A 13597-nucleotide genomic window follows, 5' to 3' on the forward strand; every position below is an offset into this window, starting at 1 on the left:
GGCATGGCCACGCCATTCGCCCGGACGCATAACGCGCTGGCTCGCGAGACGCCGCGCCTCGCACTGCTCGCGCTTGCCGTCGCAGCGGCCCTGCTCGCGATCTGGCTGCTGTGGTTCACGCTGGCGTCGGTGACGCTGTACGAGGTGTCGACCAGTGCGCGGCTCGAGGTCGGCATTGCCCCGCGAGCCGTGTCGCCCGCGCAATCGGGGCGGATGATCGCGACGCGGCTCTCGATCGGGCGCCGCGTGACGGCCGGGGACGTGCTGGTCTCGCTCGATGCCGAACCCCAGCGGCTCCGGCTCTCAGAGGCGGAGCGGCGAATGCGCGACTATCCGCGACGTCTGGCGTCGCTCGACCGTGAGATGGCGCTGCTTGGGGATGCCGACAGCGCGGATCGATCGAGCGCGGCGGCGGCAACGCGTGCGGCGCGCGCGCGCGCGACCGAAGCCGATGCAGCTTCGCGTCTTGCCGCGGATATCGCGCGACGTCACGTCGAGGATAGCGAGGCGGGTGGCGTGTCGCAGGCCGACGCCATCCGCGCCCGCGCCGATGCACGCCGTGCCGCTGCTGCGCGCGATGCGCTCGCCGAGGACGCACGCCGCATCGCAACCGAGGCACAGTCCCGCGGCGGCCGGAACAGCGCGCGCCGCGAGGAGCTCGAACGCATGCGCCTCGCCCTGGCCGACGACCAGGCATCGACCGCGGCGCTGGCCACGCAACTGCGTATCGAGATTGCCGGTCGCGTGGTTCGCGCGCCGGTGTCGGGGGTCGTCGCGGATGTCCAGGCGGTCGCCCCAGGCGCGATCGTTGTGGCAGGTCAGCGGCTTGCGACGATCCTCCCGGCCGGCGACCTGATCGTTGTCGCGGCGTTCGATCCGGCAAACGGACTGGGCCGGATCCGTCCAGGTCAGCGCGCGAGGCTTCGCCTCGCGGGGTATCCCTGGACCGAATATGGCGTCGTGCCGGCACGGGTCGAGCGTGTTGCGGGCGAGTTGCGCGACGGTCGGATGCGGGTCGAGCTGTCCGCGGCACGCGGCGCCATCCGCGGCGTCGCGCTGGGGCACGGGCTTGCAGGGTCGGTCGAGGTCGCGGTCGAGCATGTCTCGCCCGCGCGGTTGCTGATGCGGACCGCAGGCGGGGCGCTGCGATGAGCGGTCCGCGGCGATGGCTCGCCCCCGAAGTCGTCCAGACATCGAGCATGGATTGCGGCCCGGCGGCACTCAAGTGCCTGCTCGAGGGGCACGGCATCCCGGTCAGCTACGGGCGGCTGCGCGAGGCGTGCCAGACCAGCGTCGACGGCACGTCGATCGACACGATCGAAGCCGTCGCCAATCATCTCGGCCTGGCGGCGGAGCAGGTGCTGGTTCCCGACGACCATGTGATGCTCGCCAGCACAACGCTGCCCGCGATCGTCGTGGTTCGCCATGCTGATGAGGCGACGCATTTCGTCGTGCTGTGGCGGCGCGTTCGCGGCTGGGTGCAGGTCATGGACCCGGCAATCGGGCGGCGCTGGCTGCGCGAGGCGACGTTCCGCGCCGCGATCTACCGGCATGGCACGCGCGTCCCCGCGGCGGCCTGGCACGGATGGGCACGCTCGGCGGAGGCAGCGACGGCGTGGCGCGAACGCCTTGTCGCGATCGGCGTCGCGGGCGGACCGGCGGATCGGCTGCTCGCTACCGTCACCGCTGCGGACTGGCAGCACGCCGCCGCGCTCGATGCAGCGATACGGCTGGTGACGGCGCTGGTCGACGCGCGCGCGCTGCCGCCCGGATCGGACGCCGCGCGACTGATCGGGGCGCTCGCCGATCGCGCTGCGGCCGATCCGTTCACGGCGATCCCCGAAACCTATTGGAGCGCGGTCCCCGCCGGGGACGACGCGGTGGTGCGCGGGGCGGTGCTGATGACCATCGCCGGCAGGCATACCGCCGCCGCGCCCGCCGCCGATCTTCCGCCCGAACTCGCCGCCGCGCTCGCCGAGCCGCCCGCCACGCCGCTCCGGACCCTGGTTGCGATGCTGCGGGCCGACGGCCTGGTCGCGCCGGTAGCACTGATGTTCGCCACGGCGCTCGCGGCGGGCGCGCTGATGCTCGAGGCGCTGTTGTTCCGCGGACTGATCGACGTCGCGCAGCGGCTGCCGATGGGGCTGGACCGGCTGACCGCTGGAATCGCGCTGCTCGTGTTCATCGCGGTGCTGCTCACGATCGAACTGGCGACGGGATCGGCGGCGCTGCGGATGGGACGGGCGCTGGAAGTTCGGCTGCGGATAGCGCTACTCGCAAAGCTGCCGCGGCTGGCCGATCGCTATTTCCAAAGCCGCCCGATCAGCGACATGGCGGACCGGAGCCACAATATTCACGGGATCCGCAGTGTTCCCGGCATCGGTCTGCGCTTCGTCGAGACCGTGTTCGAACTTGCCCTGACCGCGCTTGCGATTGCGCTGATCGCCCCGGACAGCGGCCTTGCCGCAATTGGCGTCGCGCTGCTGACGATCGCGATGCCGCTCGCGATCCAGCCGGTGCTCAACGAACGCGACCTGCGTGTCCGCAATCACGCAGGCGCGCTCCATGGCTTTTATCTCGACGCGATCCTCGGCCTCGCTCCGATCCGCGCGCACGGCGCGCAGCGCACGGTGGCGCGCCAGCACGAGGGACTGCTGGTCGAATGGGCGCATGCGATGCGCAGGCTCGCGCGCACCGCAGTAACGGCGGACGGCGCACAGGCTTTGATCGGCACCATGGCGGCGGCGGCGCTGGTCGCGAGCCATCTGTCGCGCGGGCGCGGTGTCGGCGGTGCGGACCTGTTGCTGGTGTTCTGGGCGCTGAAGCTTCCGGGCCTGGGATCGCGGCTTGCCGGGCTCGCGCAAAGCTACCCGGGCCAGCGCAACGTCCTGCTCCGCCTTGTCGAGCCGCTCGATGCCCGGGAAGAGCCGATCGCCGGCCCAGCACCGACCGCCGAAGGTCCCGCCGCGATCGCGTTCGACGCGGTCGATGTCGTCGCGGGCGGGCATCCGATCCTGACCAAGCTCAGCGTCCGGATCGCGCCAGGCGAGCATGTCGCGATCGTCGGCACCTCGGGGGCGGGCAAGTCGACGCTGCTGGGCGTCCTGCTCGGCTGGCATGTGCCCGCGGCAGGAACTGTCACGATCGATGGGGCACCGCTCTGCGCGGTGGCGTTGCGCGCGACGACGGCCTGGGTCGATCCGGCGATCCAGCTGTGGAACTGCTCGCTGCTCGACAACCTGCTCTACGCCGCGACCGACGACGCGATCGGTCAGGTCGGGCCCGTGATGGCGGCGGCGCGGCTGCGCGGGATCGCGCGCGTGCTGCCCGAAGGACTGCAGACGATACTCGGCGAGGGCGGCGGACTGTTGTCGGGCGGCGAGGGACAGCGCGTCCGGTTCGGGCGGGCGCTGATGGTCGACGATCCCAGGCTGGTGCTGCTCGACGAGCCATTTCGCGGGCTCGATCGTGGTCAGCGCGAGACGCTGCTCGCCGAAGCACGCGTGTGGTGGCGCGAGACGACGCTGCTGTGCGTCACCCATGATCTCGCGGAAACGCGGGCGTTCGATCGAGTCCTCGTGATCGAGGACGGCCGGCTGGTCGAGGACGGCGCGCCGGCGGTGCTCGCCGCGGCCCCGTCGCGCTACCGCGATCTGCTCGACGCGGAAGCAGCGGTGCAGGATGCGCTGCGTGAGGGCACGGCGTGGCGGCAACTGACGATGGTCGATGGCCTGGTCGTGGAACGCGCATCATGACCGATCTCACCCCCAATTGGTGGCCGCTTGCCCGGCTCGGCGAGGCGATCGAGGCGCTGGCGCTGGATGCCGGACTGATCCGCGACCCGCCGACCGATCCGCTGGTCGTTCCCGCCGCCTTCGCGCTCGAGGACGTGCCAAGGTGGACCGAATGGGCGGCGGCGCGGCTGGGAGTCGAGGCGGTCGACGTCGAGACACCGGCCGCCGCGATCGACGCCGTGCTGGCAAGCGGCGGGCCCGCGATCCTGCTGGATGACACGGCGGAGGGCCCGGGCTTCTTCGCGCTTGCCGACCGGCGACGCGGCGGCGTGCTGCTGCTCGATCGGCATGCGCACCGTCGCCGCGTACCGATCGCTGCGCTGCGCGATCGCCTCGTCGAGCCGGTCGCGGCAGAACACCGCGCGGCGGTCGATGAACTGCTCGATCGCGCGATGATCCAGCCACGCCGTCGTCCGCGCGCCGCGGCCGCGCTGCTCCACGAACGGCTGCAGGCCGAACGGATCGGCGGGATCAGCCTGCTCCGTGCGCCTGCCTCCGCGCCGGTCTGGCGGCAGATGCGGCTGGACGGCGGTCTGCGTACGCTCGCGCTGATCGTTGCGGCATTCGTCGCACTCTACGTGCTGGAAATCGCAGGGTGGAAGGTGATCGGCGAAGGCGTTCTGGCGGGCAAGGTCGATTCCGGCTGGCTGCTCGGCTGGATGGTGATCCTGCTCACCGCCGTCGTTGCGCAGACCGCGAGCGCGTGGTGCGAGGCGAGCCTCGCGGTCGACCTCGGACGGATCATGAAGGCGCGGCTGCTCGCCGGCGCGCTCGCGTTGCGACCCGACGCGATCAAGCGCAGCGGTGTCGGCCAGATGATCGGTCGCGTGATCGAGGCGCAGGCGCTCGAAGCGCTCACCTTCAACGGCGGTATCGGGGTGCTGCTCGCGGGGATCGAACTCGTCTTCACTGCATGGGTCCTCGCCCATGGCGCAGCGCCGGCTGCGCATCTGACCCTACTGGTCGGCTGGGTTGTGCTGACCGGGTTGCTTGGCTGGCGGTATTTCGTGCGGATGCGCCAGTGGTCGGGGGAACGTCTGGACATGACCAACGCGCTTATCGAGGCGATGGTCGGACATCGGACCCGGTTGGCCCAGGACCGCGCTGCGCGCCGGGACGCGCAGGACGACGCGGTGGTGCAGCGCTATCTCACGACATCGGCGGCGATGGATGGCGCGAGCATTGTCGGCGTCACCGCGCTGCCATCGATCTGGCTGCTGACGGGCATCGCCGCCCTCGTCCCGGCCTTCGCGGGACAGCCGGTGCCGTCGCCCGTGACGCTGGCGATAAGTCTGGGCGGGCTGCTTTTCGGCCAGCGCGCTTTCGGCGGGATCGCTGGCGGTTCGGCTGGACTTGCACGCGCCGCGATCGCTTGGTCGCGGGTGCGCGATCTCTTTGCCGCGTCGCGCGGCGGGGCGGTCACCGTGACCCGGCGAACCGACGGGATTGCGGACGAGGACCGGCCGGTGATCGAGGCCGAGGGACTTATGTTTCGCTATCCCGGTGCCGATCGCCGAGTCGTCGATCGCGCGAACCTGACGATCAGGCACGGTGAGAAGATCCTGCTCGACGGCGCATCGGGCGGCGGAAAGTCCACGCTGGCAGCATTGCTGACCGGACTGGAGACGCCGACATCGGGCCTGCTGCTGCTCGACGGGCTCGACAAGGCGACGCGGGGCGACGCCTGGCACCGTCTGGCCGCCGCCGCTCCGCAGTTTCACGACAACCACATCCTGTCAGGATCGCTCGCCTTCAACCTGCTGATGGCGCGCAGCTGGCCGCCCACGTCCGCCGATCTCGCCGATGCGACAGAGTTATGCGAGGAGCTTGGTCTGGGGGATCTGCTGTCGCGGATGCCAGGCGGGATCGAGCAACAGGTGGGCGAGACCGGCTGGCAGTTGTCGCATGGCGAGCGGAGCCGCATCTTCCTCGCGCGTGCGTTGCTGCAGCGCGCATCGCTCACGATCCTCGACGAGAGCTTCGCGTCGCTGGATCCACAGCGTCTTGGTCAATGCCTGGCCGCGGCGATCAGCCGGTCGCAGGCCCTGGTCGTCATCACGCATCGATGAACGCGCATATTCAACTGTGTCAGCGTCCCGCTCAGCGCGTCGATTGGAGCCTCAGGGTATCGTCAGATCTCGGACCGACCCCTGCGAAAGCCAGACTTTTACGAGCCGCCTGGGAGTGACCCGTCTGTGGTTCGAGGCAGCTGGTACCTTAGATGCCTTTCGAAAAATTGGTATCCAGGTCGTTTGTGCGCATATCGGTCAATGCTCGCTTACTTCGTCCGGTAGACTGGCCCACACACGCCGACTGCTCTTTTCCTACGAGAGCGACCCCTACGCCGAAGCGCGGGAGGCGTGACTGGCCGAGACGATCGCAACGCGTCGCGGCTTGCCTCTGCGTAAACTACGTAAATCTAGCCCATGATCCGTGACCTAAGCTGGCCCGATCTAGCGAGGTGGCCATGATCAAGACAATTCTCGCAATCGTGGAGGGCCCCGTACGCGGTGGCAGCTTTATCGACGCGGTCCTTGGCGTAGCCGACCACCGGCAGGCGCATATGATCTTCGATGTCCTGACCGCGGCTCCCATGCTGTCGCCTAATCTTGCCCCGTTCGGCACGGTGTACACATTGTCCAGCGAACTGCGGCAACTGGTCCGCGACCATGCCAGCAGCCTGCGCGCGCTCCTGCCGCCCGACAGCCAAGCGGAGATCGTGTCGCAATGCGACGATGTCGGGTGGATCCCGGGCGACGTCCGCGCCAGCGCGCCTCTCGCGGATCTCGTCATGATCGGTCCGCATGAGACATGGTCGATCGATTGGCTCCGCCGCCGGACAATCGAGACCGTATTGATGGCCTCGGGCACGCCCTTGTTGCTGCTGCCGCCGGGCCGCTCGATCCGCAACGTCGGTCACGCCGTGCTCGGCTGGAAGCCCGGGCCGACTGCGATGCGCGCCTTGCAAAATCTCGTCCGGCTCGCCGCGCCCGGTGCGCGGATCGATGTCGTTGCGATCAAACACGGTCTGGCCGATCAACCGGAAACCGCACTCGAACCGGTCGTCGCGCTGTTGCACCGCTACGGTTTCGGGGTTGAGGGGCATGCGCTCGAACGGAGCGGGGAAGCGCAGGACCGGCTGACCAGCTTCGCGCTCGATCGCGGTGCCGACCTTCTCGTTGTCGGCGGCTTTGCGCATTCACGGATGCGCGAGATCGTGCTCGGCGGCGTCACGCGCAGTCTGATCGACGATCCGCGTTTGCCCGTTCTCATGGCGCACTGAATGCCCGGCACGGCCACGCTGTCCGTCGATGCCGATCGCAGCGGACTGTCCAGCGTGGTCGCCGCCGATCGGCTTCTACGCGACGGCCCCAATGAATTGCCGCGCGCCGACCGACGCTCGGTGTTGCGCCTCGCGCTGGACGTGCTGCGCGAGCCGATGCTGGCGCTGCTGCTCGCCGGCGGCGTCGCCTATATGCTGCTCGGCGATCTTACCGAAGCGCTGATCCTGCTCGCCTTCGCGACGTTTTCGATCGTTGTGACGGTGGTCCAGGAAAGCCGCACCGAGCATGTGCTCGATGCGCTACGCGATCTCTCCGCACCGCGTGCGCAGGTCATCCGCGATGGTGCGCGGCAGCTCATCGCCGCGCGCGAGGTGGTGTGTGGCGATATCCTCGTGCTCGAACAGGGGGACCGGATCGCCGCCGATGCGCTGCTGTTCGACGCCGACGATCTCCAGACCGACGAGTCGCTCCTCACAGGCGAATCGCTGCCCGTGGGCAAGCTCCCGGCAGCGGATGCCGCCATCGCGGAGCCCCGCCGCCCAGGTGGCGAAGGCCAACCCTTCGTCTATTCGGGCTCGCTCGTCACGCGCGGCAATGGGCTTGCACGCGTTCTCGCGATCGGGCCACGCACCGAGGTGGGACGGATCGGCCAGTCGCTGGCGAGGCTGGAGACCGAGGTACCGCGTTTGCGCCGCGAGACGACCCGGATCGTGACCTGGTGCGGGATCGGCGGCGGCGCGGTCGCGCTGCTGGTCGTTTTGTTGTTCGGGCTGCTGCGCGGGGGCTGGATCGAGGCGCTGCTGGCCGGGATCGCGATCGGCATGGCGATGTTGCCGGAGGAGTTTCCCGTCGTCCTGACGGTGTTTCTCGCGATGGGAGCGTGGCGGATCGGCAAGGTCGGCGTGCTCACCCGCCGTGCGGCCGCGATCGAGACGCTGGGATCGGCCACGGTCCTGTGCACCGACAAGACGGGCACGCTGACGGAAAACCGCATGTCGGTCGGCGAGCTTTGGTTGCCCTCTTCCGCGACGCTCGTGCTCGCGGGGAATAGGCCGGTGACGCCTGGCTATCACGCGCTGCTCGCCACCGCCGCGCGCGCCAGTACGATTGCTCCGAGTGACCCGATGGAAATCGCGCTGCACGACGCGTGGTCCGCGGTCGTGGCGCGGTCGCCATCCACCGGGACGCTCGTCCACACCTATGCGCTGCGTCCCGAATTGCTGGCGATGTCGAACGTGTGGGACGACGGCGACGCGCTGCGCATCGCGGCCAAGGGCGCGCCCGAGGCGATCGCCAGCCTGTGCGCGCTTGCCCCGGATCAACATGCAGCGATGACCGCCGCGGTCGACGCCATGGCGGTGCGCGGCATTCGCGTCCTCGCCGTCGCGAGCGCGGCACCGCCGGATCGCGACTGGGCGCAAACGCAGCACGGCTATCGCTATCAACTGGTCGGGCTGGTCGGACTGGCCGATCCGATCCGCGCCAGTGTTCCGGGTGCAGTCGCCGAGTGTCGTCGCGCAGGAATTCGTGTCGTGATGATCACCGGCGATTATGCCGCGACCGCGCGCTCGATCGCACGGCAGGCGGGGATCGCCGAGGGCGAGGTCCTGACCGGCGCGGACCTCACGACGCTCGACGATGCCCATCTCGCGGCACAGCTGCCATCTGTGACGGTGTTCGCGCGGATAATGCCCGAGCAGAAGCTGCGCATCGTCGACGCGTTCAGGGCCGCAGGCGAGATCGTCGCCATGACGGGTGACGGCGTCAACGACGCGCCCTCTCTCAAGGCCGCGCATATCGGTGTGGCGATGGGCAAGCGCGGGACGGACGTGGCGCGCGAAGCCGCCGCAATCATACTGATCGATGACGACTTCGGCGCGATCGTCCAATCGGTGCGGCTGGGCCGACGGATCTACGACAATATCCGCAAGGCGATGGCGTTCATCTTTGCGGTGCACGTGCCGATCGCCGGGCTCGCGCTGCTGCCGCTGTTCTTCGGCATGCCGATCCTGTTCGGGCCGATCCATATCGCCCTGCTCGAAATGGTGATCGATCCGGTCTGCACCCTCGTGTTCGAAGCCGAGCGGGACGAGGAAGACGTCATGCGCCGCCCGCCACGCGCGCCGTCCGAGGCGCTGTTCTCCGTGCCGATGATTGTCTGGAGCGTGTTCCAGGGCGGGCTTGCCTTCGCCATGCTGGCGGCAGTGTTTCTAATCGAGCAATTGGCCGGGATGCCGGAGCGCGAGCTTCGCGCGTTAATCTTCTTTGCGCTGATCGCCGAAATCCTCGCGCTGATCCTGGTCAACCGGTCGTTCAGCGCGTCGATGCGCGATGCGCTGGTCCGCCACAATGCAGCGCTCCGCTATGTCGTCGCAGCGATTGTCTGCGTAACCGGTCTGATCCTGTTTCTGCCCCGTGCGCAAATGCTGCTGAAGTTCGGGCTGATCGCCTGGAGCGATATGACGCTGGCGCTCGGCATGGGGATCGGGCTGCTCGCCATACTCGAAGCGTGCAAGCCGCTGATCCGCAAGGCGACGCCGCGCAGGCGGAGCGATCTGGGCAGCCGCGCCCTTGTCGTGCAATGATCGACGCTCTTTCAGGCATTAGCCCTCGCCGGCCTGCCCGTCCACCTTTGCTCTGTTGGGTAGACGAACCATCCGGGTTTTCTGGGCGATCGCTTTGCTTAGTGGCGCGCCTCTAATCTGCAATCGCTAGGAGTTCTTGAAGTCGACCATGCTTGGCTGCTCCGGCCGGCGGTCAAACGCCGTGCACGTAGTTGTGACCACGGGGCGTTTGGATGCGATCAGATGTAGCGATGGGAGGCAGGATTTGTCGGATGACGGCAGCAGATCATTTGCGTCTGCGCTAAACGAGAATGCCGGATGTCGTCGTTTCCTTCCCAGTCACCATACTCATGAGGACGTGGTGATCGGGGAGATGAGCGATTGTGCAAGGTCGGGTAGCGGGGGAGGATGCGCGAATGTCCGGGTTTGGGTCGTTCTCGCCGATGCATATTCTGGCACCACAGCTACGCGAAGAATGCGGCTACGTCGGTGGCACCGAAGGCCGTTGGTTAACGGATTGCGACGTGTTTGATCGAGGGAACAGAGGAAGATCAATCGGCATGGATCGTAATCCTGTGGGGAGGTTGGAGACGTGTTGACGGCGGTTACCAGTTGGGGGATGTCGTCCGAGCCGCCCTCTCCGCTGCAAGATCTCGCGCTGGAGCCTGCACGCCTGCCGGTACGCGATCTCGCGGAGCCCGCATAATGCCGTGCGCAAGGCAGTCGCGACCGCGACCGTGAAGGCGCTGGTGGCAGCGGTGGCGGCAAGCGGTATCGACATCGTCTATGCCGATACCTTTATCGCGAGAGGGTCGAACAGCTTACCGCAGTGTTCCCGGATGATGCGCTGAAGGCACAGGCGTTCGAGCGCATCCGTTCGCTGATCGACACCGTGGTGTTGAAACCGGAAAACGGCGTACTTGCGATCCATCTTCGCGGCAAGTTTGCGTCAATGCTCGAGCTATGCATGTGTCCAGAAACACAAAAAGCCTCCGCGGATGTGACCGAGGAGGCGTTGCAAATCAAGATGGTTGCGGGGACAGGATTTGAACCTGTGACCTTCAGGTTATGAGCCTGACGAGCTACCGGGCTGCTCCACCCCGCGACGGTCCGGTTAGGGACGTAAGGGTAGATGAGATTGTGAATGGGTTTAGATATCGTGTGATGCATGTCGCACGGGCTTCAATGCCTGGCGACGACCTACTCTTCCATCGCTTGAGCGATAGTACCATTGGCGCAGGCGGGTTTCACGGCCGAGTTCGGAATGGGATCGGGTGGGACACCGACGCTATAGCCACCAGGCAATGGAGCCGGTGCGACATGCGTCACTGTGATATCTGGGTCCCTCGAGGCCTGCCTTGCGACGGGTCTTGAGGGTTTTAAAATCGATACCGTGCAAGGTTAGTGGTATTTATGACCAATCCCTCGACGGCGAGGGGATTGGCAATCTGGCGTCGTCTTAATCATCCGCACGCATCTTTGACGCTGGGCGAACCCAGTGTTGTCATTGATGGTGTGAGACTCTCAAGCGCGAATAGAGCAATTAGTATCGGTTAGCTCCATGCGTTACCGCACTTCTACATCCGATCTATCAACGTCGTGGTCTCCGACGGCTCTATGAAATCTTATCTCGAGGGAGGCTTCCCGCTTAGATGCTTTCAGCGGTTATCCCGTCCATACATAGCTACCCAGCTGCGCTCTTGGCAGAACGACTGGTACACCAGAGGTATGTTCAACCCGGTCCTCTCGTACTAGGGTCAACTCCTCTCAAATTTCGACGCCCACGGCAGATAGGGACCAAACTGTCTCGCGACGTTCTGAACCCAGCTCACGTACCACTTTAATTGGCGAACAGCCAAACCCTTGGGACCTGCTCCAGCCCCAGGATGTGATGAGCCGACATCGAGGTGCCAAACAACCCCGTCGATATGAGCTCTTGGGGGTTATCAGCCTGTTATCCCCGGCGTACCTTTTATCCGTTGAGCGATGGCCCTTCCACGAGGGACCACCGGATCACTATGACCGACTTTCGTCTCTGCTCGACTTGTCAGTCTCGCAGTCAGGCGGGCTTATGCCATTGCACTCTAACAGACGGTTTCCGACCGTCCTGAGCCCACCATTGCGCGCCTCCGTTACTCTTTAGGAGGCGACCGCCCCAGTCAAACTACCCGCCACAGAGGGTCCCTGTTCCGGCTTACGGAACGAGGTTAGACATCAGAAACAAACAGGGTGGTATTTCACCTATGGCTCCACATCAGCTGGCGCCGATGCTTCAAAGCCTCCCACCTATGCTACACAGTTTCTTCCTAATGCCACTCTGAAGCTGCAGTAAAGGTGCACGGGGTCTTTCCGTCTAACCGCGGGTACTCCGCATCTTCACGGAGAATTCAATTTCGCTGAGCATGTCCTGGAGACAGTGGGGAAGTCGTTACGCCATTCGTGCAGGTCGGAACTTACCCGACAAGGAATTTCGCTACCTTAGGACCGTTATAGTTACGGCCGCCGTTTACCTGGGCTTCATTTCAGAGCTTGCACCCCTCCACTTAACCTTCAGGCACCGGGCAGGCGTCAGGCCCTATACGTCGTCTTGAAGCCGACTTAGCAGAGCCCTGTGTTTTTGCTAAACAGTCGCTACCCCCTGGCCTGTGCCCCCTCAAAGTGCTTGCGCATAGTGAGGGCCTCCTTCTTCCGAAGGTACGGAGGCAATTTGCCGAGTTCCTTCAGGACACTTCTCTCAAGCGCCTTGGTATACTCTACCTGACCACCTGTGTCGGTTTCGGGTACGGTCTATACGGTGGGGCTATTTCCTGGAACCATTTCGAAGCCATCCCAATCCGATAAGGGATGACAACACACATGATCCGTCACACACCACCAGGCCCACGAATATTAACGTGGTTCCCATCGACTACCCCCTTCGGGCTCGTCTTAGGGGCCGGCTCACCCTGCGCGGATTAGCCTTGCGCAGGAACCCTTGGTCTTTCGGCGAGAGGGCATCTCACCCTCTTTATCGCTACTCATGTCTGCATTCGCACTTCCGATACCTCCACGACCCATTACCAGATCGCTTCACAGGCTTACGGAACGCTCCGCTACCGCGTACCACATAAGTGGCACACCCTAAGCTTCGGCACGTATCTTGAGCCCCGTTACATCTTCGCCGCAGGACCTCTTGTTTAGACCAGTGAGCTGTTACGCTTTCTTTAAAGGATGGCTGCTTCTAAGCCAACCTCCTGGTTGTTTTGGAAGTCCCACATGCTTTCCCACTTAGATACGATTTGGGGGCCTTAGCTGTAGGTCAGGGCTGTTTCCCTTTTGACGACGGACCTTAGCACCCGCCGTCTGTCTCCCGCATATCACTCTTAGGTATTCGGAGTTTGGTTAGGTTTGGTAGATCTCGCGACCCCCTAGCCCATCCAGTGCTCTACCCCCTAAGGTGTTCGTGCGAGGCACTACCTCAATAGTTTTCGCGGAGAACCAGCTATTTCCCGGCTTGATTGGCCTTTCACCCCTAAACACAACTCATCCGGTAACTTTTCAACGTTAATCGGTTCGGACCTCCAGTGCATGTTACTGCACCTTCATCCTGGTCATGCCTAGATCGCCGGGTTTCGGGTCTAATACATCAAACTCTGGCGCCCTATTCAGACTCGCTTTCGCTGCGCCTACACCTATCGGCTTAAGCTTGCTTGATACATTAAGTCACAGACCCATTATGCAAGAGGTACGCTGTCAGGCCATAAAAGCCCTCCAACTGCTTGTAGGCAATCCGTTTCAGGTACTGTTTCACTCCCCTCATCGGGGTGCTTTTCACCTTTCCCTCACGGTACTAGTTCGCTATCGGTCATGTACGAGTATTTAGGCTTGGAGGGTGGTCCCCCCATGTTCAGACAGAATTTCACGTGTTCCGCCCTACTCGAGTCCTGAATTCTCACTTTCGTATACGGGGCTGTCA

Annotated in this window: 6 protein-coding genes, 1 tRNA gene and 2 rRNA genes (1 of these 9 only partly in view); 6 read left to right on the forward strand and 3 right to left on the reverse strand. The window is 65.1% G+C overall.

Going from position 1 to position 13597, the window contains the following annotated elements:
- Positions 1–3 precede the first annotated feature (3 nt).
- The 6 genes from NEF64_RS12455 to NEF64_RS12480 all read left to right on the forward strand — a co-directional run bounded on the left by NEF64_RS12455 (position 4) and on the right by NEF64_RS12480 (position 10493).
- Positions 4–1152 carry an HlyD family secretion protein gene (locus NEF64_RS12455; protein ID WP_252573798.1) on the forward strand — a complete coding sequence of 383 codons (1149 nt, stop codon included), beginning with the start codon at positions 4–6 and terminating at the stop codon, positions 1150–1152.
- The gene (locus tag NEF64_RS12460; protein ID WP_252573800.1) at positions 1149–3755 is read left to right on the forward strand and encodes a cysteine peptidase family C39 domain-containing protein; all 2607 of its coding nucleotides are present in this window, start codon (positions 1149–1151) and stop codon (positions 3753–3755) included. The genes NEF64_RS12455 and NEF64_RS12460 overlap by 4 nt, the downstream gene beginning before the upstream one ends.
- Positions 3752–5863, forward strand: coding sequence for an ATP-binding cassette domain-containing protein (locus NEF64_RS12465; RefSeq protein WP_252573802.1), 2112 nt, complete (start codon positions 3752–3754; stop codon positions 5861–5863). Before NEF64_RS12460 ends, NEF64_RS12465 begins: the two co-directional genes overlap by 4 nt.
- Positions 5864–6261: 398 nt before the next feature.
- A complete protein-coding gene (locus NEF64_RS12470; RefSeq protein ID WP_252573804.1) occupies positions 6262–7077 on the forward strand; it encodes a universal stress protein in 816 nt (271 codons plus the stop codon).
- A complete protein-coding gene (locus NEF64_RS12475) occupies positions 7078–9663 on the forward strand; it encodes a cation-translocating P-type ATPase (RefSeq protein ID WP_252573806.1) in 2586 nt (861 codons plus the stop codon).
- A 689-nt stretch (positions 9664–10352) separates the two neighbouring features.
- Positions 10353–10493 carry a hypothetical protein gene (locus NEF64_RS12480; protein ID WP_156360396.1) on the forward strand — a complete coding sequence of 47 codons (141 nt, stop codon included), beginning with the start codon at positions 10353–10355 and terminating at the stop codon, positions 10491–10493.
- Positions 10494–10670: 177 nt separating this feature from the next.
- Here the strand turns inward: NEF64_RS12480 and NEF64_RS12485 are convergent.
- The 3 genes from NEF64_RS12485 to NEF64_RS12495 all read right to left on the reverse strand — a co-directional run.
- Positions 10671–10747: transfer RNA gene (locus NEF64_RS12485), tRNA-Met, on the reverse strand.
- Between the two features lie 82 nt (positions 10748–10829).
- Positions 10830–10944, reverse strand: a 5S ribosomal RNA gene (rrf, locus tag NEF64_RS12490).
- 221 nt (positions 10945–11165) lie between these two features.
- Positions 11166–13597 (reverse strand): 23S ribosomal RNA (locus NEF64_RS12495) (it continues 365 nt past the right edge of the window).

It is taken from the genome of Sphingomonas aerolata, assembly GCF_023935825.1.
GTDB lineage: Bacteria > Pseudomonadota > Alphaproteobacteria > Sphingomonadales > Sphingomonadaceae > Sphingomonas > Sphingomonas aerolata.